Here is a 25473-nt window from a genome sequence, read left to right as displayed (position 1 = left end):
CTGTCGCGCCCTTACGGGGCGTTAAAGAAGTTAGGTGTAGATAGATGTAGGCAAATCCGCATTTAGAGCTGATCTTCTATAGTACAGAGTTTTCTTCGGAGAGCTTTGATAGTACAGGTAATCATACTTCCAAGAAAATCCGCTAAGCTTAATGTTTGAGCAACCCGTACCGTAATCGGACACACGTAGTCGGGTAGAACATACTAAGGCGTTGAGAGATTCATGGTTAAGGAACTAGGCAAATTGACCCCGTAACTTCGGAATAAGGGGTCCTCATTTTTAATGAGGCGCAGAGAATAGGTCCAGGCAACTGTTTAACAAAAACACAGGGCTGTGCTAACTCGAAAGATGATGTATACAGCCTGACACCTGCCCGGTGCTGGAAGGTTAAGAGGAGAGCTTAGATGTATGTCGACGGTTTGAATTGAAGCCCCAGTAAACGGCGGCCGTAACTATAACGGTCCTAAGGTAGCGAAATTCCTTGTCGGGTAAGTTCCGACCTGCACGAATGGTGTAATGATCCGGACGCTGTCTCAATCATGATCTCAGTGAAATTGTAGTATCGGTGAAGATGCCGATTACCCGCGATGGGACGAAAAGACCCCGTGAACCTTTACTACAGCTTAGCATTGACCTTGGTCATCCGATGTGTAGGATAGGCCGGAGGCTTTGAAGCATGCACGCCAGTGTGTGTGGAGCCATCCTTGAAATACGGCCCTTTGGCTGTCTGAGGTCTAACACGTACTTTCGTGGACATTGTTTGGTGGGTAGTTTGACTGGGGTGGTCGCCTCCAAAAGCGTAACGGAGGCTTCCAAAGGTGCCCTCGGGTCGATTGGTAACCGACCTCATAGAGTGTAATGGCATAAGGGCGCTTGACTGGGAGGCAGACATGCCGAGCAGGCAGGAAACTGGGGCATAGTGATCCGGTGCAAGTGTATGGAAACTGCATCGCTCAAAGGATAAAAGGTACTCCGGGGATAACAGGCTGATCCCCCCCAAGAGCTCATATCGACGGGGTGGTTTGGCACCTCGATGTCGGCTCGTCACATCCTGGGGCTGGAGAAGGTCCCAAGGGTTGGGCTGTTCGCCCATTAAAGTGGCACGCGAGCTGGGTTCAGAACGTCGTGAGACAGTTCGGTCTCTATCTATCGTGGGCGTTGGAGTTTTGCGTGGTGCCGCCACTAGTACGAGAGGACCGTGGTGGACAGACCTCCGGTTTACCAGTTGTGCCGCCAGGTGCACCGCTGGGTATCTGAGTCTGGTATGGATAAGCGCTGAAAGCATCTAAGTGCGAAGCCTTCCGCAAGATTAGAACTCCTCATAAGGGTCGTCATAGACTATGACGTTGATAGGGTGTAGGTGTAAAGACAGCGATGTCAAAGCCGAGCACTACTAATTGCCCAAAACTTTCATTCAGTGTGTTTATACTTTAAGAATCGTATTTTTACTTTTCTTTATTTAGTTTTTGCTTGTGGCATAGTCACTTATACAGTGTATTTTATATTTGGTTTATTATATTTATTCTATAATATCGTATATATTATTAACACTAGCATTATTTTAGGTGGTTATTGCGTCGGGGTTCCACCTCTTCCCATTCCGAACAGAGAAGTTAAGCCCGATTGCGCCGATGGTACTGCAATGCAATGTGGGAGAGTAGGTAGCTGCCTTTTTTCTTAATAGCCCTGATTACGAAAGTAGTCAGGGCTTTTTTGTTTTATCGGGGTGTAGTAGTTGATACCGCACACGTTGTAGAGATGGAACGGCTCAGTAGGAAAATATCCCCCAAAAGGAGTGAGTCTCTCAGATTTAATTTGTATCTTTGCCATGTCTATCGTCGGATTCTCTTGTTTTTTGCAACACTAAGATAAGTGAAAATTCTGACAAGGCAAAATCTAGAGCAACTTTTTGTTGCTCAGGTACTTAAAAAGTTTAATTTATAATAGTGTTGTGGAATTAAGGAACTACAAAAAACAATAAGATCATGTTTAAAAGATATAGTTCATCAACTAAAGTCATATTATTTTATTTATCAATTTTAATAGGTTTATCTTCTTGTAACGTAAGTTCTTCATCTGATGAATCAAAGTTAACCCCAGAGGATGCCATTAATAGTCTTGCAGACCTTTCTCCAACAGAGGGGGCTCAGTTTTTTGTGGACAATAGAGAACAATATCCGTTCCTTGACACTTTATATGTTGAAAACATTGTCCCCATTATAGGACAATGTAGTTTTGATACTATAAAGGCAGTCAAGGAAAAGGTGAAAAAAACACCAGCTGATAAAGCTTTAACGCCTTATTACAAAGACACAAAAAATGATTACCTCGCCAAACTGAACCAAGAGATTAAGGAAAACGCAATCTCCCATAAGAAAGCATTCGTTAATTTCATTATTCCAGCTATGCAGGTAGAAATCGATTCTTTGCTTGAGAAAGATATGGATGAAGTGATGAATAAGTATGCGGGAGGAATCATGAATTGGAGAAAGATAAAATTCTTTTTGGGTACAGGAAGTGATAGTTTTGAAAGAATATGGAATGAGAATATTGACAACGACAAATATACAGAATGTGTTGCCAAATATATTGACACATATCTAGATTCTTTGGCTGTACAAAGAAACACTTATTATAATGACATCATAGGAAAGGGTGATTTCAAAAGTGAATCACGTATCAGTCAAGCAACAATGGATTTACTGTTGGCAAAGAAATGCGTACGTGAAGTAAAGAAGTTTACAGAAAAAGAAAAAGAGGAAATGACTACTTCTATATTAAAGGATTGGGTAGTTCCTACTATATTAGGAGCATGCAGTGGTGGTGTCGGCACTGCTGTAGCGTGGGCATATGATGCAGGTAATTTACTTTATGATGTCAAGGTTACATTGGATGATATAAAATCACAAAAGCTTGAATCAGATGAAGTTGTCAAATATGCCTGTATGGAGAACATTGGTTTCCAAATACGCCAGGCATATCTGAAATACTATACTGGAAGAGTTTTTAAGAATATTGATGAGAATAGTGACAAATTGTATAAATCCATATCCGAGAATCTATGAAAAACTTTAAACTGATAATATTTGTTTTTTCCATTTTACTAGCCTTACCTTATTCGTCTTTTGCACAAAAGCAATTGGTGAAAACAGTCTATAAAGGAGCAAAAGGTCTGTTTAAGAGAGAGGCTAAAGTATTGACGAAAGAAGGAATAGAAGCTACCAACAAATCAATATTGAAAGATGCTTTTAAGTCTGGTGCAGAGGAAATCGGTAAGGACTATGTCAGAAAAGCGTCGGCAAAGCAACTTATTAGAAGTGCTGTACGCAAGAACTTATTAAAAGAAATAGAAGAGAAAGAATTAGGCTCGCTTCTACGTTATGGCATGGTTAGTGCGAAAAAGGAAATTGCTCATACTGAGAAATCGGTTGTTAAGAAAATGGCAGAAAAGGCTTCTGTCAACAACAACTATTCTAAAGAAATACGAGCATGTTCAAAAAAGATTGGAAAAGAAATTTCCAAGACATTCACTCGCATAATAATATCTTCAAAGAATCAATACATTACCAGTCCCCAATATTTAAAAATAATAAAAAACAAAAAAATCATCATAAAGGAGACTGGTATAAAGGACGCTAAAGTGTTAAGAGAAAATATGTTGAAAGTTATGGGTAATGATGGAAAGTATGCAAAAAACACCCTTAAGAATGGAAATCAGGCCCATCATGTTGTTGGTAACGAAACCCCAATTGCCGGCAAAAAATTAGAACAATATGGGATTGACATAAATGACCCTATGAATGGTATTTTTCTACCATCATCCGACGGAAGTGGCCTTAGGGGAGTTATTCATCGCGGTAGTCATAAGCAAGAATACTATGAATACATAGAACAAATGTTCTCGCAATGTAAGAGTAAGAAAGATTGCTATGAAGTATTAGACAAAGTAAAATCCGATTTATATAAAGGAAAAATAAAACTATATAAAGAAGGAATAAATAAGGTAAATAAAACATTTAGCACAGTATCATAATGAATATATATAAATTATATAGTACGAACAATAACTATAAAACAATAGCATACGATGGAACACCTTTGATGTCTTTTCTTGAAGACTTCAATTTTGACGATTATGAATCCATACGTAAATTCAATTATCATTGGGAAAACTCTGATAAGCCTATCAGTGATTGTCCTTTCTTAATTGGTGCAATTCCTGTTATTAGGAAATCTGCAATCCCTAAGATTCGTCCAGCCATTTCTTCTGATTTGGTTTTGTCAATTGATATTCTTGTTGAAAGTGAACCTTTTGTCATCCTCCTTGCCAAGAATATCCTTGAAGATGTTTTGAATGAGTCAAAATCTATCATAAACAGATTTTCTGATGGAAGAATTATGAATATCGAAAAATATGTGTTTAAGAAAGATAGAACATATCCATCAATATTTAAAATTAGTCAGCTTCCAACCTTTACGTTTATGACGGATGAACTTTCCGAAGCTATTTCTGAGGCTAATTTAACAGGTATAGACATGGAAAAATGTGAAGTAAAAGCAAAGTGTTTTTTTTAGCTTCTACCATTATCCCGAACTAATGAAAACAATTGGCACTGGATAGTAGTAACTTAGCATACCCTCAAATCCGCAACTAAGCCTTTCAATGTTCTTCTTGCGTGTACACATCATCTCATTACTGAATTTGCAGATGATAGATAAAATCAACCAACGTTATGGAACAAAAACCATTTTACTGAGGGTAGAAGGTGTGGAAAACCAAAAGTGGGCAGCCAAATGTGAACAACGAACTCCAAATTATCTTACAGATATCAACGAAATAATGACTATCAAGATATAAAAATTTTATTACGACTTTCTATTCTTCTACCTTACTTGCTTTGTTGTATTCATCTTTAGTCATTATTCCCTTAACGGCTTCCTTTGGACTTGTTGCCTCCTTGTAGAATATCCAATGAATTATAGATTTAGACTCATAAATAGATGTATATGCTTGAACGAAAGTCCAACCTTTGTTAGACATATAATTACCTGCATCAACCATACTGTTAAATGGGATTTCTTCTCCTTTTTCATCAACTAATTTTTGTTTGTTTTTGAGTCCACCCCATGCAGAGTACACGGGATTGTTTCCAAAATCAAAAACAATTTTTAATCCAGCTGATAGTTCTTTTTCAATACCTTTGACTTCGCAATAGTATTTTTTAGTTTGGGCTATCATAGTGATAGATGATATTAACATGAGAAAGGTGAGGGCAGTTTTTTTCATACAATTCCTATTTTGTTATAAATGTTCGTAGTAATTTTTTATTTCTCTTCTGCAATACTCTGGAAGAAAGTAAAGTGTGATACATTAAATGATACCTAAGTGTTTTATATAAAACTATTTTTCTCCTTTTAATCGTTTTATTTCTTTATTGAAATCAGATATATATTCTACATCTTGTTTATGGCGAAAGACCTCATATTCTTGTGTACGTTGTCAAACAAAAGTGCACAACTGCAAATGTAGTTATTTACTCTGATATTTCATTGTTTTATTATCAAAAATTCTTTTGTTGTCATAGTGCAAATATACTTTTATATTGATAATTCTAACTAAAACCCAAAACTTAATTGGAGGTAAAGTTGTGCACTTTTGTTTGAATACGTACAATCTTCATAGAAATGTAATGAGGAATAAAAACTTACCCTCAAATCTGAAACATAAAGTGACGAAGCGTTTCGTAAGTTCAGTTTCTCTTTGTTTTGGATTACAAAATTAACGTAGAGGCAGAGAATATTTCTAGCCTCTACGGCTAATCATTAAAATTCCATTGAAAATCAGATAATTATTTTGATAACTTCAATTTGGAGTACTACCATCACATAAATGATATGCGTTTTATATTAAGTATTTTTTTTCTCTTTTGAATTCTTCTGAATATTTGCTATAAAATGCTCTCTATTATTTTTTAAATTACTCATAGAATCTATCCAAGTATCTAACTTTCCATACCAATAATAAAAAATTTCCTTATCCCATAAACAGGATTCATACTTTAGGGTTGTGTAGATATTTTCTGCTAATTCCATTTTGTCAAGATATAAATATATTCCATATAGTAGTCTGAAGAGTTTGATTTGCAATAAAAAGTTACTTTTGACATTTGGATTGTTGAAGTTTTCTTTTAGATAAGAAATAAATGTTGTTGAATGTATGTCTTTTCCTAACTCAATTATCTTACTACAATATGCTGTTATTTGATGAACATTTTCTTTTTCTTCATCATACGAAACACACAAATCGATACCTTTATGTTTCATCGGCGTTAATAGCAATGGACTATCCATGCATTTGTTAAATGTATTTTCCCATAAAGGGTAAATAACAAGATGTGGTTTATATTCAGACTTATTAGGCATTGGAATCAATTTCCACCCTATGATTATACATTCTAGAATATTATAAAATTGATTATTTGAGAAAGGAGACAATCCTAAGTCAGTACACCATATTTTTTTTATATAATTCTTGTTCATAATTATTTTATTGTACGTTGTCAAACAAAAGTGCACAACTGCAAATGTAGTTATTTACTCTGATATTTCATTGTTTTATTATCAAAAATTCTTTTTGTTGTCATTGTGCAAATATACTTTTTTATTGATAATTCTAACTAAAACCCACAACTTAATTGGAGGTAAAGTTGTGCACTTTTGTTTGACAACGTACAACCATAGACTTGTAGTTTTAATATTATACATTCTGTTCTCTATCTCTATTGTGGCTTGCGTTTTCGTACCACGTTTTTTACTCTTTTATTTATGACGTCATATTTTAGAGTGTATGACATCATATTTTGAATCTTAATGCTCATTCTTTAAGAATCAGGTAGTTATTGGGATAACTCCCGATTTGGAGTATTACTCGCATTATCAATTGTTTCTGGTAAAACAATATCCTCTATGGGAGTTTGTTTATACCATATTTTTGTTATGTACGGATACCTTTTCAAAATCTGTTCTATAATTCTTTGATCATTTTCACCAGTCTTCCAGTAATCAAAACAAGAGTAATAGTTTGCATAATCAGAAATTATATCAAAAAATATTTTCCTATTATAATCGCTTGGGAAACTAACTGCCTCACTAATAAGATTTCTATCGTCAAGAAGTAAAAAATCATCAGAAAGATTATTCCTGCTATTTATCATCTCTTGCCCACATTTACTCGTAATTATATTAAGCAATTTATCTTTATCTATCACGAAAAAAAACAGATATCCTTTTTCGCGTAGCTTATCACATAAGCTATTTGCATTTTGTAGTTTAAATTGTTTGTTGTTTCCTCTTCTTAATTCATTAATGTCTTTATAATTATCTCTACAAATAACTCTTTTAAGCATTAAAAAGTGTTCATAAGCTAATGTATCCTTTTCTAAAAGAGATTTCAAGTGCACCCTAAGTTCTATTTTAGGAGCACAGACACTCTGTGCATATACACAAACTGAATATTGCAAAATCAGCAATAAAAAAAATACATTTTTCATTGTTTTCTTCCTTTCTTTTTTGTTTCATCAGCTACATAAAGGTATACAACTTTAGCCTGACTTACATGCATATTACTATTACCGCCTACTACTTCTTTCCCATTATAAATGCTTACATGTCTAGAATAGCTAACTCCTTCTTTAGATATCATAATAAAAGTTCCCCTTCGATTTCCAAATTTACTTACGCCCTGTTCTATCGATTTTGAATTTTGTACAGAAATAATTTTGTCTTTATTGTACGTTGTCAAACAAAAGTGCACAACTGCAAATGTAGTTATTTACTCTGATATTTCATAGTTTTATTATCAAAAATTAGTTTTGCCAAACATAAAGTAAAGGATCTTATTATAGTTTTTAAGGGAGGATTACATAATCAGAAATAGAAAAAAATGATAAAAACAGTAAGAGAAATTATTGGTTTGTTTTCCCCTACTGTTTTTGTTCTATTTTTGATTTTCTTGAGAATCTCTTAGAATAGATATATTAAGTTATTTGGCAACTGAATCACATGTACATACTCATTTACTTCATTTACATATATTAGTGCTTTTAACGTATTATTTTGCAACCCATAATGCTAACATTATTTGAGAAAATAATACTATCCACATTATTATGTATTTATACTTATTATTTTTCCCTATAATATAAGTTAGGCACGGTATTAAAACCCATATATTGATTAATGCATTTTTATAATAAAATGAACCTGTACATATTTCCAATATCATATAACCCAAGATTATAATCAAGCTAATGATTACTACACATTGATAAAATGTGCTGGAATATATGTCGAATATATTTTTGGAAATAGATGCCATATTTACCACATACACCAAGTTATTTCTGCAGCGATCAATGCCAGACCAACACCAGATAGAGTCCGGGTACCAACTTTTGCTACCATTTTCAAAGTAGCTCTAACTACAGCTTTTGATACAGTTCCTTTTGCCAATCCTCCAACAATAGCAGCACCAGCAGATATCCCTGTAGCTTCTAAGAAACAATCTTTGAAAGATCTACCTCTAGTAGTCTTGGACCCATCATCGATTATCGAACAATCTGTAGTAGTTACAAATAACATCAATCCCACAAGAGTATTTTCATATTCTTCGTTGTTATAGATTTTTACTCCAATCATGGATTCAAGATCTTCCTTTGTTATGTTTAGATCGGAAGCAAATTGTAAAGCAGATGGTAGTAAATTTACTTTCAATTTATCAAAATATTCAGATTCTGCTATATTTGCTGCCCTTGTATTCTTTTCTAGAGCGTCTTGTTTGGCATATGCCCAATTAGATAAAAGTTCTCTGTTGTTGTAAACAACTTTTTCATAATTTGCCAAATTGATTGTCTTTGTTTCATCGACAACATTGTTAAGATCATTGTTGTTTGAGCATCCTGTTATAATCAGACAGATTAAACTCATTATTAAAGAATTCTCTTCATAATTTATTTTATTTATACCTTAATTTCGCAACACTATTATAAATTAAACTTTTTAAATACCTGAGCAACAAAAAGTTACTCAAGATTTTGCCATGTCAGAATTTTAACTTATCTTAGTGTTGCAAAAAAAACAAGAGAATCCGACGATATATATGGCAAAGATACAAATTAAATCTGAGAGACGCACTCCTTTTGGGGGGGATTATTTTCAATCATGGAGCAATTTGACTCTGCGGGGAAGACTGAATTATTTTTTTGTAATTACTAATTTTAAATTTATAATTATAAAAATAAAATTTATAATTATAAATTTGATAGATTTATATTATATTTTTTTCATTTCTTATTAGTTTTAAAAAATAGCTTTATTTATTCTTCGTAAAGTCTGGTTTGTGTATTTATTGTTGTAGGACTGAAAGACTCCATTTAAAATATAGGAGAACGACAAAAGCGAGAAGATCAATGACATCAAACAAGTCGGTATTTTTACTTTTAACGAGTGTTGCTATGGAAGAAACAAAAAACAATATATAACAGGAATTTTTATCAATGCAAAAACTGGTAATACATAGTGTAAAACAAAGATAGATTTCACTTACTTTTAGGACACTACCAATTTGATTTGTTTCATGATGGACTGAATTTCAAAAGTTAATACGGAATCGCCTATATAAGCTATTTCGCAATGAATTATATGCGAATTTAGTTTTACCAAATAGAAATTAAAAATAAAATGATGTCATCTCAAAAGATATAATTATTTTTGCATTTTAGTACTATTGTTTCCCAACGTACAGCATAGAACAATATTTCATTGATATATATTGAGGTCTTGATAATTTAGAAAATAAACGTAATGAAGTAATAAAGAGATTTATGGCTATCAAGTTAAACAGAGGCGTAACCCATGCCAAGAAGGATATAAAAGAAGGTGATATTTTTTATGTCTACAATGATTATTACAAGAAATATTTTTTTGGCAAAATTCTTGTAGATATATCCGGGCGACTTACGAAGCACGTTGAAAAAAATAGTGTTCTTAATTTCTTCTCTGATTGTTATCTGGTTGCTGTATATAAAGAAATTTCCGATACACCAGAATTAAATAGTCGGGAATTTATTATCCCTGGTTGCTTCATCTACAAAACCAGCTTTAACCGTAGAAACAGAAACGGGTTTGATTGGACGCATTATGCTTATGAAGCTGTAGATTACCATGCTTTAGAATTCCCGGAGTTTTTCCTTTGTAATGATGATGGGGTTTCGCTTGTACGTGGTGAACTCGAGTTTCGGACGGAATTGTCTCGCCAGCAGGAAGAGGAATATAAAATTAGGGGTACGAAGTCGGGTAGTATAGATTATTCCAGTGCTTTGCTGTTACAAGGATATAATGCCTATAACGATAGAATAAACTATCACGACCTTCGCCTATTGCCGGATCTTCGAAAGCGCATTTACGATATGATAGGTGAAGATTCTAGTATAACGTATTATGAATTGGCTTTGAAGTACGGCAAGGATACGGGGCGTTTCTATACAGATGCCTTGTCAGAAGAATCTCAACTAGTAAAGACTGTGGAAATAGACAAAAATACAGGATTTCCAAAAGAATTGCTATGCGGAATTGCGTGGAGCTTCAGACAAAAGAGATATTCATCGTTGGCTTTATTTGCAGATGCTTTACAAGCGTATAATGAAGAACTTTCAGGCAGATATATCCCTAATATTTGGACTAATGAGCTGAAACTGATTGGTAGTCGTATCCTGGTGCAGTTTGAGTTTTGGGACGATGAACTGGAAGATTCAAGGGAAGAAAAGATTTTATTGCAAGCAGACAATGGCAGCTGTTTTACAGCATCTGAACTTATTTACAAGATTCATAATCAAGTCTGCGACAAGCTTACTAATGACGACAATGTTTTCTTTGAAGGACTACAGATGTTTGAAAGAGACGATGTCAATTATCCTGGAATCCCTTATTATTTTATACTTCAAGGCAGTTGAAGTTAATATTAAAAATTATGAATGAAATGATAAAGAGGCTCTTTGGCGACAAGTTCTCCCGTGCGAATAATATAGCTAAGTCTGTACGTTCTTTGCAACGAGTGCCAGAAAAGGAACGACCGAGAATAGTTAAGAAGGCAGTTTTCAATATCTATGTGATAGGTTCTATTATCATTCTTATCTCTCTGTGGCTTTATTTTTTTGGGAATGAAGTAAGTTCTATACCGATAGGTAATCATCTTGAAGGTGAAACATTCAGGTCAAGGAGAGCTAATCTCTACTTACATCTTCTTGTGCCAGTATTCATTCCGTTGATTTTTATTTTCGGTATTCCTTTGCTCATTCGTAACTATATCATCAAGAGGATTGTTGACAAGGAGTTTCCGAAAGATAAGAAGTTACAGTAGATTTATATATTACACGTTTTTCGGTGTGTTTGTTGAATATTATGTACGCCACGTTTTGCGGAGTTTGAATATGTTTTTCTTTAATGATATACGGGCGAGATAAATCTGCCCCTACGCCTTTCGGAGTGTTCGTTGATATATATTTTGCGCAATAAATAGACCTTTCGGAATGTTCGCCGAATATTATACATTACAGGTTTTGCGGAGTTAATAATTATGACACCCCCATATTTTGCAGAGTTTTGCTGCTTTTATAAGAGGGCATTGTGTGTGCTGATGTTATTCGATTTCTGCAAGATGGCGAGCTTCGGGTGTTAAAAAATTCTTTATCTTGTTATATGGAACCACAAAAGTTGGTGTTCCAATGACATAAGCACCAATTTCGTAGAAACTATATATAAAAACAACTCCTTTTGGAGATAGGTAAGCTGTGTTATGGGGTAGTGGAATTATCCCATTTTCAATAAAAAGATTCTCCATTTGCTGTTTTACCTCTGCTTCTATTTTTGCTTTATCTTTTTCGTTGTGGCTTTCTATATCTCTAAAATAGCTTGCAACACCTTCTCGAAGTATGGGCTGAAGTGCTTTTTCGCTATGCGGTTTCAGCACGTTTTTAAGTTTTTTGCCTGTTTTTTTATTAAAAGTTGCGCCATATTCAACTCCGCCTCCATGCGGTCCACCTAAATAAGACATATACGATGATAAATATGTTACATATCGTTTTGTTTCGTGTTGCTTCATTACAAACATCGCAATGTCAGGCGTCCATGCAACTTCTTCGTCTTTTTGCTTACCTAAAATGCTGTTTAACTTTCTAAAAGTTGCTTTTGCATAATAGTTTATCATTCCTTTACCATCGGTAATATTTTTGTAGGCATTGGTTTTAACTTTTTCGTCTGAATATATAGCGGTGCAACTAAGCAGTTCGGACGAAAGGTATGCACGAATTGAATCGATTAAGGGACGAGGTCCTGAAGTTGGAAAAGAATATGCAAAATCTAAATCAGCTGTTTTGGTATGATACGATTTACCAATTGAATCGACAACCAGTGGAATTTCCTTTTTTATTACAACAGTTTTTGTTTTTTGAGAAGGATATACCTTTCTATTTGCCACTTTTCTTACCGATATGGCTCTACTATCTTTGCAACCTACAATTGTTAAAACCAATATAAGCGAGGCAAAAATTAACAGTTTGCGTTTATTATTCATACGTGCTATGTTTGTAAGTATGTACAAAAATAATAATTTCCAGCATATTCTGCAAACATCGCCTTGTTTTTTGTGCAATATATTTTTAGTAAGTGTGTGTTTTTAATAATCTGAAATATAGGCACTTAGTTGTAGACTGCTAAAAAATGCTTAGCATAAGTGGAACCACTATTATTCTAAATATTTGTGTTATCTGGGCGATGTTTATGCCATAAAGTTTATATAACGGGGAGTTTATAAAAAAAATAATTATGAATTTTGGATTAATAATTATTTTTTTGATGAATAATAATTAATTTTTCTTGTTTACTTTCGCTACTTTTTCGTTATTCTTATTGTAAGAATGGTATGGAGTGAGAAACTGAATGGGCAGGTTTTGTTTGTTTGTCAGTTTTTGTTGTGCAGGAAGGCAAACTCTAATGATGATTTAATGGCTGAATGCTATAATTTGATGTTAGGTTGCAGTAAGACTTAATAGTTTGTTGCAATGTGGGTGGTTCAGTTTTAATTGTGGGTGATTTTGTTTTCAATATTTTATTTCAACTGTCAGATGTTATATATTTTTTATTCCAGTATTCGTTTATAAGTTTGTTTTCGAATTTCTTTCCAAATCCGAGTACTTTGCCATAAACTTTTTTGCGTTTAAGGTTGTAGTTTTTAACAAGATAGTGGAAAACATCTTCTATGTTGTTTATTTTTTGTTTTTTCGACTGTAATTTTATTGGCGAATACAAGATGAAGTTTCTATCTTCGAAACAAATTTTTAGTTCAACAATGTCGTTTCTTGCGTTTTTTAATATTCTTAGGTTGCGTAATTTTTCTTTTGTGTTCTTATAAATCAGCACATTTTGTTTGTAGAAAGCTATGCTAACATCGTCTATTTCAATTCTTAAGGTGTAAAGAAGTGTCTTGTATATTGAGATGAATGAAATTACAATTAGTCCTCCCAATACTTTCACGATGTGATAGGTGTTTGGTTTGCCAGAGAAAACAATATTGTATGCGTAAGTGCATAAACCAGAGGAGATGATGGCGATGAGTATAATTTTCCATTTCCCCCAAATTGTTACTTTTATATTGAATATCTTTTTCATTGTCAGTGCTTTACGGTTGTTGGCTTGCTTGGCATATATTCTGTAAATGCTTTAAGAGGATATTTAGTTTATTGTATTCGTTGCTTTCCATTTCCGAATGTGCCATTAGTCCGCAGAGGTTAGAGTAAAAGTGTTTCAACAGATGGTTTTGTTCTTGTTTTGTTGCATTTTTAAGTTTCTGAGCCATTGCCTTATATAGTTCTATTCTATTTTCATTGTTGGAAATGGCAGTCAGTTCAATTAAAGAATTTATTGTTGTTTTCATCACTAAGAAATTCACTTTTTAGTTGTTTTTATTGTTGAGTGCGGTTAGTGTTACTGCCTATTTAACAGGTTGTTGCAACATTGTGTGTGCTAATTCTGCCTTATTTCACCACACTTTAAAATAGGGCAGATGTTTTCTTTTTGTGCAAATTTTATGCTTTGTCTGTTAGCATAACGTTGGCTTTTTGTGGATATTGTTTGGCGAATTATAATTACATTTTAAATTGCTTGTTGTTGTGTTTGTTTGTATATTTTAAAAATGTATTTTGTGATGTTTGTTGTATACATTTGCGATGCATAGTTCTGCAATATTTTTTTAGAACGGTTTGTGTTGCCATTCCATATAATGTTGGCAGAAGGCAGTTGTTGCAAATGTAGAAAACATTTTGCACTCTATTCATTAAAATGCGCCCATTTTGTTTTGCTATGGAGCAGCGTTAAGTGTTTAGTTTATAGACAATTATCTGTCTGTTGCATCTAACTTGTGTTGTTTGTTAGCCATGCAGGAGTTAAAGTAAGCTTTATGGCAGCTTAACTTTGTCTCCGGCTTTAAGTCCTCGTTTGGCTATTTTTTTGTTAGCTTTTATTATGTTCTTTAGTCGAACTCCATATAGCTGGGCAATATCGTACAAACTTTCGTTGCTTTTTGCAGTGTGATATTGTTTGTTGAAGTTTTCTGGCACGTGATGTTTCTTTTTTCTTAGCCACACAATTTCGCCTTCGTTAAGTCGAGAGTCTTCGGGTTGTTCGTTATATTTTGCCAGTTTATGGGCTTTTATACCAATTTCTCTTGCAATGTTTTGGTATGTTTCGCCTGCATGCGCCGTAAGATAACAGTTGTCGTTGAAAGCTCTGAACTGTCTTGTTCGCATATCAATGTCTTCTTTCCTTGTTAGTTTGTCGTTTGGAACGAAGTCATCGTTTTTGTTCGGTTTCATTGTGTCGTATTCGTATAGTCTATACAACTCAATTATGTCAATCAGGCTGTTTGCGTATACCGGATTGGTAGCATATCCAGCCTGTTTTAATCCGTGTGCCCAACCTCGGTAGTCGGTAATTGCGAGTTGAAACAGGCTGCTGTATCGTTTTCGTCCTCTTAAAAATTTGGAGTGATCTTCGTAGCTTTCAATTGCGCTGCCATATACTCTGAAGCATTCTCCTTGTTCGTCGTCGTCTTGTGCAATAGTTGGTCCGGTCCAATCGTGGCATTTAATTCCGAAGTGGTTGTTAGCAACGGTTGCCAATCGGCTGTTTCCGGCAGCACTTTCTAGAACACCTTGTGCAAGAGTTATGCTTGCAGGTATTCCGTATCGTTTCATTTCTCTGATTGCGATGTTTTTATATTTGTTAAAATAGTTTTGGTATGCTTGGTTCCATTTTATTTTTGTTGCCGCTGTAGTCCAACAAATGTTTATTATGGTTGCTATTATAATGGTGAGGAGTCGTTTCATACCTTTTGTTCGTAAATGTGTGGACTGCAAATATACATTATTTCTGCTGAAGTTGAGAGCTTAAAGTTTTAAAAAAGTTAAAAAAACGTATGATGTGATGCTGATAAAAACGGCTTTATGCTTCTGGCAAATGCTATAATAACCCAAAAAGTCAGATATCATAAAGTGAAATCGCGCCATAATGACATTCCTTCATTTCGGTACTTTCTGCATATTGTTTTGTTGTAATTGCGAAAATAATGCGAAGGCAGAATGTTACCCCCTGCCTCCATTTCCTAACTTATCAGATAATCTTTATATTCAAGACCTTATTTTCACAACTCCTAATCTGGGACATTACTGGTATATGGTATCGTATTAGAAACTATTTAATAATGAGAAATGGATATTTATATTTGTTAAATTTTGAAATTATTGAAATTAAATCATTTTTCTTTTCAGGCACAATCCATCCTGTGATATTATTTTGTAAACCAATATCTTCCTTACTTAATATAATTTGACTCTCATATAATTTATATCCATCTTGAATTATAATAAGTCTGCTATTAAGTGTAGACATATCTCCTCCTGTGTATAAAAAAGATACCTGCAATAATCTTTTTATGAGATAATTATTTTTTGTATAAAGAATTTTGTGGTGCGGTATCTCCTTAGGCAAATTCTTAACATCATACGAGTCCCAAATAATATACACAGAAAGTTTTGAGTTTGCCTTAGTATTGAATAGAGAAGACAATACTGTACGCTTTGTATTCAATTTGTCTTTAATTATCATATTATTTTTCTCTTTAGACAAATCAATAAAAAAGGGACTATTAAAGCAAATAACAATTAAAAATAAAGTCCCAATAATAGTGCTTAATTTGATTATTTTATTTCTTACCATTTTTCTTTACTTGATGTCCTTTATTTTTTCTATAATGCTGATGAAAAAAAGAAAGGCTGGGTACTTTTTGTCCCCAGCCTGTGTTATGATGAGATGAATTTTATTTGGAATTACTTACCTTCCTCCATTTTCTTTTTGAGGTCGGCTAGTACACCAAGGTCGCCAAGCGATGTTCCTGCTGCAACGTTGTTTATTTGTGAAGCTTGTTCAGCATGTTTTTTGTTGTTGCTGCGTTGGCGTCTTGGTTGTTCTTCTTTTGGTGCTTCGTATGTTCTTGAATGTGATAGAATGATACGTTTTGTATCTTTCACGAATTCGATAACAACGAATGGTAATTCTTCTCCGAGTTGTGCTTGTGTGCCATCTTCTTTCACGAGATGTTTAGGAGTTGCAAATCCTTCGCCACCTTCGTTGAGAGTAATAACGGCGCCTTTATCCATAACCTCTGTAATTTTACCAGTGTGTACAGAGCCAGGTGTGTAAATAGACTCGTATGTATCCCATGGATTGGTTTCGAGTTGTTTATGTCCGAGACTCAATCTACGGTTTTCCTTGTCTATTTCTAGCACAACTACGTCAATTTCGTCGCCTACGTGTGTAAATTCAGATGGGTGTTTCACTTTCTTAGTCCATGACAAGTCAGAGATGTGTATAAGTCCATCTACGCCTTCTTCGAGTTCTACGAATATACCGAAGTTAGTAAAGTTGCGTACTTTAGCGGTATGTTTAGAGCCGATAGGATATTTTGCTTCGATGGTTTCCCATGGGTCTTCTCTGAGTTGCTTAATGCCGAGAGACATTTTGCGTTCGTCGCGGTCTAGTGTGAGTACAACTGCTTCAACCTCGTCGCCTGCTTTCATAAATTCTTGTGCAGAGCGTAGGTGTTGGCTCCAGCTCATTTCTGAAACGTGTATTAATCCTTCTACACCTGGTTGAATTTCAACGAATGCTCCGTAATCAGCCATAACAACGACTTTACCCTTAACGTGGTCGCCCACTTTAAGATTTGGATCGAGTGCGTCCCATGGGTGTGGTGCGAGTTGTTTTAAGCCGAGTGCGATGCGTTTCTTTTCTTCATCGAAGTCGAGAATAACGACATTGATTTTCTGGTCGAGTTCAACAACTTCGTGTGGGTCGTTGATGCGTCCCCATGAAAGGTCTGTGATGTGAATGAGTCCGTCTACGCCGCCGAGGTCAACGAATACTCCATACGATGTAATATTTTTAACAACGCCTTCGAGAATCTGTCCTTTTTCGAGGTGAGATATAATTTCTTTGCGTTGTGCTTCAAGTTCTGCTTCGATGAGTGCTTTGTGTGAAACAACCACGTTACGGAATTCTTGGTTGATTTTTACTACTTTGAATTCCATTGTTTTGCCCACAAACATATCGTAGTCGCGTATTGGGTGAACGTCAATTTGGCTACCTGGAAGGAATGCTTCGATGCCGAAGACATCAACAATCATACCACCTTTGGTGCGACTCTTGATGTAACCTTGAATAACAGCATCGTCTTCGAGAGCCTTGTTTATGTTCTCCCAACTCTTTTGCAGGCGTGCTTTTTTGTGTGAAAGAATAAGTTGTCCACCTTTGTCTTCTTGGTTTTCAACGTAAACTTCAACCTTGTCTCCTACTTTTAGTTCGGGATTGTAGCGGAATTCTGATGCTGGTATAATGCCATCGCTTTTGTAGCCGATGTTCACTATTACTTCTTTTTTGTCGATGGAAGTTACAACGCCTTCTACAACTTGGTGTTCTTGGATTTTGTTTAGGGTGTTGTCGTAAGCTTTTGTTAGTTCGTTTTTGTCGCCACTAACGGTTCCACCGTTTTCAAATTCCTCCCAGTTGAAGTCTGACAAGGGATTGACGTCTTTGAAATTTGTCATAAATGATTTTAAAAATGTTTGTAATTAATAAAGTTAGACTTTATGTGAAAATACTCTCTTGTGGGGGTATAAACCCCACTTAGGGTGCAAAGTTACTAATAATAATCTGTAAATAAGTAAGTTCTGCTGATTATTTTTCTTTTTTTGTAATCATTGCCCTCCTTCTATAAATGGTGTGGAGAATATAGATATTAATGAGTTTGCTATTAGAAAAGTATATGTATATAAGACAATCGTTGTGTATTTGTACAGCAGCCTGATTATCTATGTAGGTTGCTGGCAAGAGTACGAAAGCAAGTCTCAATTCTGAGAAGAACTTTCTGGTTTAAACTCACACAAATCATCAAATATACATATACAATATAGAGCCATATATGAAGCCGATAAGGCTCAGGTTAATGAAACCTTGTAGTTTCTTTTTCCTATCTTCACAACATATACTCCTTGTGGTAAAGGAACTTCCATACGTTTAGACACTTGTCCCTTCCAAACAACCTGTCCATTGATATTATATACATTTACGAATTCAGGGTCATGGGCACCGCCTGTTGTCTCGATATGCAATGTGCCATCCTTTCCGTACACTTTGTATGCATCGGTCGGTATGGTTGGCGTACTGATGGAAGTAGGCCATTGCCAAGCCTCCAACTCAACAATCTCCTTGAACCCTGCGAAGACCTCGGATGCACGATAGGCATCGGCTGAGCCTTTCGGAACATAGAGAGTTACCAACTCTTCATTACAATCTTCGAATGGTAAATATGGAGAAATAGCAGTAGGTTCATTTGTTTTAGGAGGAGTAATCGGACGGGAATAAACTTTTTTCAGATTGCGATTGTTCCAAAACGCATTCCTGCCAATAAAGGTCACACCTGCCGGAATGTCAATGGAATCCAAAGGTGCACTGTCAAAGGCATTTTCTTCGATGCGTGTGACAGAGGAGGGAATTTCTATCTTATGAAGTTTAAGGTTCCAAAAAAAAGCTCTTTTGCCAATTCGTGTGATTTCGTCCGGAATATTCACTTCTTCCAAATTTTCACACCAATAAAAAGTATCATCTCCTATCTCGGTTAATTTATCGGTAAGAATTGTTGCCTTGCGCAATCCTCCCATACCGTCGAAAGCACCCCTTAACACTCTCACATTCTTGGGTACTACCACTTCTTCAATCGTTCTAATCCCATAATATGCCGCGCCATCCAAGATTTCAACTGTTTCAGGTAAAATGGCAATAGAGGCAGGGGCTTGGGGGCAGCCATCAAAAATGCCACCATATATTTCTCTAACTTTGGAAGGGATATTCACCTCTTTGAGTTTCCAGCATTCTGCACATAACATATCATTCATTACTTCAAGATTGTCCGGAAGTCTCACTTTTTCAACTTCTATGCTGAATAAAAGCAAACTTCTTCCTATCTCTTCCACGCTTTCGGGAATAATCAATTCTTTAAGAAGTACATTATAGTCAAAGGTATTCTTGCCTATTTTCTTGAGCGTTTTGGGCAACTTATAGTCTTTGATGTAACTTCCTGAAAAAGCATAGTCAGGCAGAGCATCGTTTACCATGTGTGCCTCCTCCAAATCCAGATGACGTAGGTTCGTTTTGAAGTCATCTTCTTTTTCCTGCATTATTTTCAAAAACTTCTCAACTTTCATTCCTGTAGGCTTTGGAACACCAGGCCAACACAGGTAGTGAAGGAAGGCGATGTCTTTGTCGTTAAGTGTTCCCGTTACACGAATACGGGTGAGTTCTTCGGCTCCCGGTCCTATCACTTCTTGCAACGTACCTGGAGTTTCCACGTGATATTCCTGCGCTTAGGCTGTTATTGTGCATATCAGCAACAATAGCATTGAGTAAAGTCTTGATTTCATAATTTATTGAATTTATGATTAATATAATAAATAGGAGGGAAATGATTCATAAACGAGTTTCTCATATCCATACTGATCTGCCGCCAATATTCTAACATTTCCATTGGGCGAGGTGAACTTTATGCTTCCACTTGCGAAGATACCAGAAATGTTATTTGCCTCATTTTTGTTGAACGATAATACTGTTTCGTCTTGCGACAAAACCTTTGTAATATCCGTTTCAAAACTCTGTGCCTGTATATTTAAAATGCAGGTAAAGCCAAAGACGAGAGTTAAAAAAAAGTAGGTCTTTTTCATAACTGTTGTGTTTTAAGGGTAAAAAAATAGGTACCATAATCAATGTGTCCTCCTTTCTGTAACTATGGCTTTGTGATGATATATTTACCGACTATATGCTTTGCTACGTCTGTCAATTTAAGACTTCTTGTCGCAAATTTGCATAAATATTTTTACAATTGCAAATATTTTCTGTTTTTTTTGAGAATTTCTTTTTATGGTGAATTTTCTGTAGACTTAACCAGCCAAATGTAACGTCATAATTTCTATTTATGGTTTATATGGTGGGGTGGGCGTTGTGTTTTTTGTGTTTTATTGTTTTTTTGTGTCGATTGTGTTTTAGACGTCTCTTGCAATTGTTTTAGATATCTGTAACGATTGTTTTAGACGTCTCTCGCAATTGTTTTAGACGTCATAGCAAATTGCTGTTTTTATGGTTCGGTTTTGTGGTGTTCTAAAGGTGTTTATTGGGTTGCTGAATGGAGAGGCTTTTGTGCTGTGCTATGTTGTGTTGTTTGCTATTGTAAATTGCTTATTAGCAATGTGTTTCTGTGCGTTTGGTTTTATTAGAATGTATATTGTTACGTTGGTTTTCTTTTTTTGTTGGTACAATTATTTCTGTTTTTTTGTTTGCTATCTTTATCTGGTGTGGTTTGTTTTATTTTTGTTTGTTGTGTTCGCAATGCGTAAAACGGCAATGTGTTTGCAATTTTAGGTGTGCATTTTTTTACGTTTTTGGCATTGCGAAAACAAAGTGTTGCTTAGTCGAGTATTCCTCCTTTGGTTATGGCAAATTTGCCTGCGCCTGTGAAACATAGAGTTGCCGCCCCTAAGAGGTAGAGCATGGGTAGTTCTATTGCCCAGCCGCCAGTGGTTGCGTCTATGCTAAATATATGTGTTGCGTGAGCCATTAATATGGCAACCACCATGTTTCCTACCATTATGGTTGCTGCTGCGCGTGTCCAGATGCCTAACACTATCATTATAGAGCCTATAAGTTCGGCTGCTACGGAGAACCATGCTATGAATGATGGGAGACCGATGTTTTCGAGCATTTTCTCTATAAATGTGTATCCTCCCATTGCTTTTGCTATTCCGTGAAACAGCATTAGTCCGCCAACATTAAGTCTAAGAAGCAGCAAACCAAAGTTGTTGCTGCGCATAAAGTTGTTGTTAAATATCATAATTCAGTTTTTTTTATTTTACATTCTACACCTTATTTATATATATACAGAATAGGTGTGTGTGGTGTGTGTATGTGTTGTTTATTCTAATTCAGAAAGTTCTAACCAGCGCATTTCTTTTTCGTCTAATTCGTCTTTCTTTTTTGGCAAACTAATGCTAATTTGGGTAAGTTGTTCTACTGCGAGCGAGCCAGAGCACAGTTGTTGTTCCATTTTTGCAATCTCGTTGTTTAGTTTTTCAATTTCGTTTGCAAGCATTTCATATTCTCGTTTTTCTTTATAGCTCATTCGTTTGCGCGTATCGTTGTGATAGTTGCGCTGTGTTGTGGTTTTCTTTTCTTTAGTTTTGTTGTCATCTATGGTATCTTTGCTTTTTAAAGTTTCGTATTCCCTATATTGCGTATAGTTGCCGGGGAAGTCTTGTATTTGTCCGTTACCTTTAAAAATAAGCAGATGGTCTACAACCTTATCCATGAAATAGCGGTCGTGCGATACAATTATAACACAGCCAGGAAAGTCTTGCAGATATTCCTCAAGAATTTGAAGTGTTTGTATATCAAGGTCGTTAGTAGGCTCATCAAGAATTAAGAAGTTAGGGTTTCGCATTAATACGGTACACAAATATAGCTTTCGTTTTTCTCCTCCCGACAGTTTAGCCACATAGTTGTGTTGCATTTCGGGTGTAAACAGAAAGTAGTTCAAGAATTGCGATGCCGTCATGTGTCGTCCGCCTCCCAGGTCAATATAATCGGCAATATCGGTAATAATGTCTATCACCTTTTGTTCTTCTTTGAATTTCAGTCCTTCTTGCGAAAAGTAGCCAAACTTTACAGTTTCTCCTATGTCGAATTTACCATTGTCGGGCTTTACAATTCCAAGTAACATTTTAATGAAAGTAGACTTTCCGGTGCCGTTGTTTCCCACTATTCCCATTTTTTCGAAGCGTGCGAAGTTGTAGTAGAAGTCTTTTAGAATTACCTTTTCGTCGAACGCTTTTGAGACATATTGGCATTCAAAAATTTTGCTACCAATATAAACGTTAGAAGCCTTTAGCCTTACTTGTCGTTCTTCTATTCGTTGTAGAGCCTTTGTTTGCAGTTCGTAGAAAGCCTCTTCACGGTAGCGTGCCTTGTGTCCGCGTGCTTGCGGTTGCCTTCGCATCCATTCTAATTCTGTTCTGTATAAGTTGTTAGCCCGTGCAATTTCTGCCCGTGTGTTGGCAATTCGCTCTTGTCGTTTTTCTAAATAAAACGAATAGTTTCCCCTATATGTATAGATGGTTTGGTTGTCGAGTTCGAGAATAATGTTACACACATTGTCCAGAAAGTATCTGTCGTGTGTAACCATTAGTAGCGTTTTGTTTCCTCTTGCTAAAAAGCCTTCTAACCAAACAATCATTTCCAGGTCGAGGTGGTTGGTAGGTTCGTCAAGAATCAGCAAATCGGGTTCCAATATCAGCACGTTAGCCAGTGCAACCCGCTTTTGCTGTCCGCCACTAAGCTGTCCCATTGGTTGGTTCAGATTAGTTATTTTTAGTGTGGTAAGAATTTGTTTTGCCTTTAGCACCTTGTCGGGATCGCCCTTGTGATTGAAACACGCATCAAGTACTGATTCTTCCGGATTGAATGCAGGACTTTGTTCCAAACAGCTCACACGCAAGTTGTTTCTATAAATGATGGCTCCCGATTCGTAGCCTTCTTTTCCTGTGAGAATAGAGAGTAGGGTAGACTTTCCTGTTCCGTTTTTCGCAATTAGTCCAACATGTTGTCCTTCTGCAATAGAGAAAGAAATTTCGTTGAACAGTGTTTGCGCTCCGAAACGCTTAGATAGTTTTTGAACGTCTAAATAAGGAATTTGTGCCATAGCTTATTTGGCAGTATCTTTATCAATAGAAGCGTTTATGGCTTCTATATAGTTTAGCAATTCTTCTTTACCACTTTTCTTTTCTGCCGATGTAATAAAGTATGGCGGTGTAGTTTCCCACGTGTCCTCCAACTGTTTTATCCATGCTTCGGCGTTGGCTTTAGCCTTTCCCACCGATAGTTTGTCGGCTTTTGTAAACACTATAGAGAAAGGTATATTGCTTTGCCCCAACCAGTCTACGAACTCACGATCTATTTTTTGCTGCTCGTGGCGTATGTCGATAAGCACGAATACGTTCACGAGCTGCTTGCGTTGCAATATGTATTGCGCAATCATCTGTTCGAGTTTGTTGCGCACAGTCTTCGAATTCTTTGCATAGCCGTAGCCGGGAAGGTCTACTATATACCATTCTTTATTAATTATAAAGTGGTTTATTAGCAATGTTTTACCGGGCTTAGCCGATGTTTTAGCTAGTCCTTTATGGTTGCAAAGCATATTTATCAGGCTCGATTTACCCACATTCGACCGTCCTATAAATGCATATTCGTTTTTTGTATCAACCGGGCACTTCGTTATAGAAGGCGACGACAGCGTGAATTCTGAAGATTTTATTATCATATTAACGAGTTTTATTGCATATCGTACACTACCTGCATAAGTTTTTTGCCCAAAGCGTCTGCCTCTTCCATAGTGCCGGCTTCGCTGTAGACACGTATAATGGGTTCGGTGTTCGACTTGCGAAGGTGCACCCATGCAGTGGGGAAATCGAGCTTAACGCCATCAATGTCGGTTACTTGTACGTCTTTTTCGTTTCCATAAAGTTGTTTCACCTTCTCCAATATAGCATCTACGTTGGTTTCAGGTGTAAGGTCTATGCGGTTTTTTGCAATGAAGTATTCTGGATAGGTTTTACGCAATTGGCTTGCTGTGATGCCTTTTTGTGCCAACGAGCTAAGGAAGAGCACTATTCCTACCAGTGCATCGCGTCCGTAATGGCTTTCCGGATATATTACACCGCCATTGCCTTCGCCACCAATAACAGCTCCCACTTCTTTCATTTTTGTAGTAACATTCACTTCGCCAACAGCGGCAGCGTAGTATTTTCCGCCATGTTTTTCGGTAACATCGCGTAGTGCTCGTGTTGATGATAGGTTGCTAACGGTGTTTCCTTTTACATGGTCTAGAATGTAGTCTGCCACACTTACCAGTGTATATTCTTCGCCGTACATAACACCGTCTTCACGTATGAAAGCCAGACGGTCCACATCGGGGTCTACAACAATACCAAGGTCGTATCCGCCCTTCTTTATTTCTGCCATAATACCGCCCAGATTTTTCTCTATTGGTTCAGGGTTGTGAGCGAAATCGCCTGTTGGATTGCCGTTTAGTAGTGTATATTCCACTCCAATTTGCTGTAGCAATTTAGGCAGAATAACACCTCCCACGGAGTTTATAGTGTCTACACAAACACGAAATTTGCGTTTCTTAATAGCGTCTAAGTCTGCCAATTCTAATGCTTTTACGGCATCTATGTGTCGTTGGTCAAACGAGTTGTCTTCTTTGTAGCTACCCAATTGGTCTACATCGGCATAGTTAAAGTTTTCTTTTTCTGCAATATCCAAAACGGCTGCTCCGTCTGCTGCTGTTAGAAATTCGCCCTCGTTGTTCAGCAATTTCAGTGCATTCCATTGGCGTGGGTTGTGCGAAGCTGTAATTATAATGCCTCCGTCGGCGCCTTCCATGCGCACAGCCAGTTCGGTGGTTGGTGTGGTTGCCAAGCCAATGTTCACAACGTCGGCTCCAATACCCATAAGTGTGCCACATACTACATTTTTTACCATTTCGCCAGAGATGCGTGCGTCGCGTCCAACAACTATTTTTAGCTTTTTTCCTGGTTGCTTACTTGCAATGTAAGTAGCGTAAGCCGATGTGAATTTTACAATGTCAAGTGGATTTAAAGTGTTACCCGTTGGTCCGCCTATGGTACCACGTATTCCTGAAATAGACTTTATTAGTGTCATATTCTATATAAGTTTAAAGCCACGACAACGTGTGTGTAGTCGTGG

Annotated in this window: 23 protein-coding genes and 2 rRNA genes; 8 read left to right on the top strand and 17 right to left on the bottom strand. The window is 36.2% G+C overall.

Features of this window, described 5'->3' with window-relative positions; all coding sequences use genetic code 11:
• The 6 genes from DX009_RS13460 to DX009_RS10590 form a co-directional block, all read left to right on the top strand.
• Positions 1–1418 (top strand): 23S ribosomal RNA (locus tag DX009_RS13460); the annotation flags it as partial.
• Between the two features lie 143 nt (positions 1419–1561).
• Positions 1562–1674 (top strand): 5S ribosomal RNA (gene rrf / locus DX009_RS10610).
• A 311-nt stretch (positions 1675–1985) separates the two neighbouring features.
• Positions 1986–3065: a hypothetical protein gene (locus tag DX009_RS10605; RefSeq protein WP_115084058.1), complete on the top strand. Its 1080-nt coding sequence runs from the start codon at positions 1986–1988 to the stop codon at positions 3063–3065.
• Positions 3062–4033, top strand: a complete 972-nt coding sequence (locus DX009_RS10600; protein ID WP_115084057.1) for an AHH domain-containing protein — start codon at positions 3062–3064, stop codon at positions 4031–4033. Before DX009_RS10605 ends, DX009_RS10600 begins: the two co-directional genes overlap by 4 nt.
• The gene (locus DX009_RS10595; RefSeq protein WP_115084056.1) at positions 4033–4575 is read left to right on the top strand and encodes a hypothetical protein; all 543 of its coding nucleotides are present in this window, start codon (positions 4033–4035) and stop codon (positions 4573–4575) included. Before DX009_RS10600 ends, DX009_RS10595 begins: the two co-directional genes overlap by 1 nt.
• A 133-nt stretch (positions 4576–4708) precedes the next feature.
• On the top strand, positions 4709–4858 hold the full coding sequence (locus tag DX009_RS10590) for a DUF4113 domain-containing protein (protein ID WP_245944638.1): 150 nt from the start codon (positions 4709–4711) through the stop codon (positions 4856–4858).
• Between the two features lie 18 nt (positions 4859–4876).
• Here DX009_RS10590 and DX009_RS10585 read toward each other — a convergent pair whose 3' ends face one another.
• The 5 genes from DX009_RS10585 to DX009_RS10565 form a co-directional block, all read right to left on the bottom strand.
• Entirely contained in the window at positions 4877–5239 is a 363-nt protein-coding gene (locus DX009_RS10585; protein ID WP_245944637.1) for a hypothetical protein, read from the bottom strand.
• Positions 5240–5907: 668 nt separating this feature from the next.
• Positions 5908–6540, bottom strand: a complete 633-nt coding sequence (locus DX009_RS10580) for a hypothetical protein (protein ID WP_115084055.1) — start codon at positions 6538–6540, stop codon at positions 5908–5910.
• Between the two features lie 356 nt (positions 6541–6896).
• Positions 6897–7550 carry a hypothetical protein gene (locus tag DX009_RS10575; protein WP_115084054.1) on the bottom strand — a complete coding sequence of 218 codons (654 nt, stop codon included), beginning with the start codon at positions 7548–7550 and terminating at the stop codon, positions 6897–6899.
• A complete protein-coding gene (locus tag DX009_RS13390) occupies positions 7547–7702 on the bottom strand; it encodes a hypothetical protein (protein ID WP_181792357.1) in 156 nt (51 codons plus the stop codon). Before DX009_RS13390 ends, DX009_RS10575 begins: the two co-directional genes overlap by 4 nt.
• Before the next feature lie 677 nt (positions 7703–8379).
• Positions 8380–8985, bottom strand: coding sequence for a hypothetical protein (locus tag DX009_RS10565; RefSeq protein ID WP_115084052.1), 606 nt, complete (start codon positions 8983–8985; stop codon positions 8380–8382).
• Positions 8986–9881: 896 nt separating this feature from the next.
• Between DX009_RS10565 and DX009_RS10555 the strand changes: the two genes are divergently transcribed.
• Both DX009_RS10555 and DX009_RS10550 read left to right on the top strand, forming a co-directional pair.
• Entirely contained in the window at positions 9882–11009 is a 1128-nt protein-coding gene (locus DX009_RS10555; protein ID WP_115084051.1) for a sugar transporter, read from the top strand.
• A gap of 26 nt (positions 11010–11035) precedes the next feature.
• Complete coding sequence (locus tag DX009_RS10550; RefSeq protein ID WP_245944636.1) at positions 11036–11416, top strand: hypothetical protein; 381 nt, start codon at positions 11036–11038, stop codon at positions 11414–11416.
• 279 nt (positions 11417–11695) lie between these two features.
• Here the strand turns inward: DX009_RS10550 and DX009_RS10545 are convergent, their stop codons facing one another.
• The 12 genes from DX009_RS10545 to glmM all read right to left on the bottom strand — a co-directional run bounded on the left by DX009_RS10545 (position 11696) and on the right by glmM (position 25428).
• A complete protein-coding gene (locus DX009_RS10545) occupies positions 11696–12628 on the bottom strand; it encodes an RsiV family protein (RefSeq protein ID WP_115084073.1) in 933 nt (310 codons plus the stop codon).
• Positions 12629–13167: 539 nt separating this feature from the next.
• Positions 13168–13722, bottom strand: a complete 555-nt coding sequence (locus DX009_RS10540) for a hypothetical protein (protein ID WP_115084049.1) — start codon at positions 13720–13722, stop codon at positions 13168–13170.
• Between the two features lie 10 nt (positions 13723–13732).
• Complete coding sequence (locus tag DX009_RS10535) at positions 13733–13987, bottom strand: filament-A percursor (protein ID WP_115084048.1); 255 nt, start codon at positions 13985–13987, stop codon at positions 13733–13735.
• A 520-nt stretch (positions 13988–14507) separates the two neighbouring features.
• Positions 14508–15437, bottom strand: a complete 930-nt coding sequence (locus DX009_RS10530; protein ID WP_115084047.1) for a glucosaminidase domain-containing protein — start codon at positions 15435–15437, stop codon at positions 14508–14510.
• A 364-nt stretch (positions 15438–15801) separates the two neighbouring features.
• Complete coding sequence (locus DX009_RS10525; RefSeq protein WP_115084046.1) at positions 15802–16326, bottom strand: hypothetical protein; 525 nt, start codon at positions 16324–16326, stop codon at positions 15802–15804.
• 110 nt (positions 16327–16436) lie between these two features.
• Positions 16437–18212, bottom strand: coding sequence for a 30S ribosomal protein S1 (rpsA, locus tag DX009_RS10520; protein ID WP_115084045.1), 1776 nt, complete (start codon positions 18210–18212; stop codon positions 16437–16439).
• A 390-nt stretch (positions 18213–18602) separates the two neighbouring features.
• A complete protein-coding gene (locus DX009_RS10515; protein WP_245944635.1) occupies positions 18603–20012 on the bottom strand; it encodes a leucine-rich repeat domain-containing protein in 1410 nt (469 codons plus the stop codon).
• A gap of 90 nt (positions 20013–20102) precedes the next feature.
• A complete protein-coding gene (locus DX009_RS10510) occupies positions 20103–20381 on the bottom strand; it encodes a hypothetical protein (protein ID WP_181792356.1) in 279 nt (92 codons plus the stop codon).
• A gap of 740 nt (positions 20382–21121) precedes the next feature.
• Positions 21122–21544: a DoxX family protein gene (locus DX009_RS10500; RefSeq protein WP_115084043.1), complete on the bottom strand. Its 423-nt coding sequence runs from the start codon at positions 21542–21544 to the stop codon at positions 21122–21124.
• Positions 21545–21625: 81 nt separating this feature from the next.
• Positions 21626–23407 (bottom strand): ABC-F family ATP-binding cassette domain-containing protein, encoded by a 1782-nt coding sequence (locus tag DX009_RS10495; RefSeq protein WP_115084042.1) that lies wholly within the window; start codon positions 23405–23407, stop codon positions 21626–21628.
• 3 nt (positions 23408–23410) lie between these two features.
• Positions 23411–24025: a ribosome biogenesis GTP-binding protein YihA/YsxC gene (gene yihA, locus DX009_RS10490; protein WP_115084041.1), complete on the bottom strand. Its 615-nt coding sequence runs from the start codon at positions 24023–24025 to the stop codon at positions 23411–23413.
• An 11-nt stretch (positions 24026–24036) separates the two neighbouring features.
• On the bottom strand, positions 24037–25428 hold the full coding sequence (gene glmM / locus DX009_RS10485) for a phosphoglucosamine mutase (RefSeq protein ID WP_006046442.1): 1392 nt from the start codon (positions 25426–25428) through the stop codon (positions 24037–24039).
• Between the last annotated feature and the right edge of the window lie 45 nt (positions 25429–25473).

Origin of the sequence: Prevotella pallens (assembly GCF_900454935.1) — a bacterium.
GTDB classification, from domain to species: domain Bacteria; phylum Bacteroidota; class Bacteroidia; order Bacteroidales; family Bacteroidaceae; genus Prevotella; species Prevotella pallens.
Note: the sequence above shows the minus strand (reverse complement) of the source record. Positions and strands in the feature narration are given on the sequence as shown.

Excerpts from the sequence above, each read along its gene's own strand:
- DX009_RS10605 (WP_115084058.1), top strand. The coding sequence starts at position 1,986 with ATGTTTAAAAGATATAGTTCATCAACTAAAGTCATATTATTTTATTTA.
- DX009_RS10600 (WP_115084057.1), top strand. The coding sequence starts at position 3,062 with ATGAAAAACTTTAAACTGATAATATTTGTTTTTTCCATTTTACTAGCC.
- DX009_RS10595 (WP_115084056.1), top strand. The coding sequence starts at position 4,033 with ATGAATATATATAAATTATATAGTACGAACAATAACTATAAAACAATA.
- DX009_RS10590 (WP_245944638.1), top strand. The coding sequence starts at position 4,709 with ATGATAGATAAAATCAACCAACGTTATGGAACAAAAACCATTTTACTG.
- DX009_RS10585 (WP_245944637.1), bottom strand. The coding sequence starts at position 5,239 with ATGATAGCCCAAACTAAAAAATACTATTGCGAAGTCAAAGGTATTGAA.
- DX009_RS10580 (WP_115084055.1), bottom strand. The coding sequence starts at position 6,540 with ATGAACAAGAATTATATAAAAAAAATATGGTGTACTGACTTAGGATTG.
- DX009_RS10575 (WP_115084054.1), bottom strand. The coding sequence starts at position 7,550 with ATGAAAAATGTATTTTTTTTATTGCTGATTTTGCAATATTCAGTTTGT.
- DX009_RS13390 (WP_181792357.1), bottom strand. The coding sequence starts at position 7,702 with ATGATATCTAAAGAAGGAGTTAGCTATTCTAGACATGTAAGCATTTAT.
- DX009_RS10565 (WP_115084052.1), bottom strand. The coding sequence starts at position 8,985 with ATGAGTTTAATCTGTCTGATTATAACAGGATGCTCAAACAACAATGAT.
- DX009_RS10555 (WP_115084051.1), top strand. The coding sequence starts at position 9,882 with ATGGCTATCAAGTTAAACAGAGGCGTAACCCATGCCAAGAAGGATATA.
- DX009_RS10550 (WP_245944636.1), top strand. The coding sequence starts at position 11,036 with ATGATAAAGAGGCTCTTTGGCGACAAGTTCTCCCGTGCGAATAATATA.
- DX009_RS10545 (WP_115084073.1), bottom strand. The coding sequence starts at position 12,628 with ATGAATAATAAACGCAAACTGTTAATTTTTGCCTCGCTTATATTGGTT.
- DX009_RS10540 (WP_115084049.1), bottom strand. The coding sequence starts at position 13,722 with ATGAAAAAGATATTCAATATAAAAGTAACAATTTGGGGGAAATGGAAA.
- DX009_RS10535 (WP_115084048.1), bottom strand. The coding sequence starts at position 13,987 with ATGAAAACAACAATAAATTCTTTAATTGAACTGACTGCCATTTCCAAC.
- DX009_RS10530 (WP_115084047.1), bottom strand. The coding sequence starts at position 15,437 with ATGAAACGACTCCTCACCATTATAATAGCAACCATAATAAACATTTGT.
- DX009_RS10525 (WP_115084046.1), bottom strand. The coding sequence starts at position 16,326 with ATGGTAAGAAATAAAATAATCAAATTAAGCACTATTATTGGGACTTTA.
- rpsA (WP_115084045.1), bottom strand. The coding sequence starts at position 18,212 with ATGACAAATTTCAAAGACGTCAATCCCTTGTCAGACTTCAACTGGGAG.
- DX009_RS10510 (WP_181792356.1), bottom strand. The coding sequence starts at position 20,381 with ATGAAAAAGACCTACTTTTTTTTAACTCTCGTCTTTGGCTTTACCTGC.
- DX009_RS10500 (WP_115084043.1), bottom strand. The coding sequence starts at position 21,544 with ATGATATTTAACAACAACTTTATGCGCAGCAACAACTTTGGTTTGCTG.
- DX009_RS10495 (WP_115084042.1), bottom strand. The coding sequence starts at position 23,407 with ATGGCACAAATTCCTTATTTAGACGTTCAAAAACTATCTAAGCGTTTC.
- yihA (WP_115084041.1), bottom strand. The coding sequence starts at position 24,025 with ATGATAATAAAATCTTCAGAATTCACGCTGTCGTCGCCTTCTATAACG.
- glmM (WP_006046442.1), bottom strand. The coding sequence starts at position 25,428 with ATGACACTAATAAAGTCTATTTCAGGAATACGTGGTACCATAGGCGGA.